The 304-nt window shown below is 48.0% G+C and carries 1 protein-coding gene; it reads right to left on the reverse strand.

Annotation, left to right across the window (positions count from 1 at the left end; genetic code table 11):
• A partial coding sequence (locus ACGF5R_RS24750) for an IS1634 family transposase (RefSeq protein ID WP_387693297.1) occupies positions 1–304 on the reverse strand: 304 nt, incomplete at both ends.

Genomic DNA, 304 nt, shown 5'->3' on the forward strand with positions numbered 1-304 from the left:
GCGAATTTTATGTTCCAGCGCCGCATACACCATTAAGCTACACGTCATCACCATCAATAAGGCTTCGATGCGTTCCGGTTTTTTCAGGTACATGGATGAGGTTAAGAACTCAGGACTTTTTAGGAATCGAAAACCTCGCTCAACTTTCTGCTGGGCTTTGTCATTCGCGAGCAACGCGGCCATATCCAGCGCTTTATCGTCCGTTTCATTGGTCGCCAAAATAAACATCCCCACCTTGAGTCGGGCATACACGACTTTATCCAGTTGACTGTAAGCCCGGCCTGAGAGCCGGTAATGAATCTGA

The organism is Photorhabdus sp. RM71S (assembly GCF_042879355.1).
GTDB lineage: Bacteria > Pseudomonadota > Gammaproteobacteria > Enterobacterales > Enterobacteriaceae > Photorhabdus > Photorhabdus kayaii.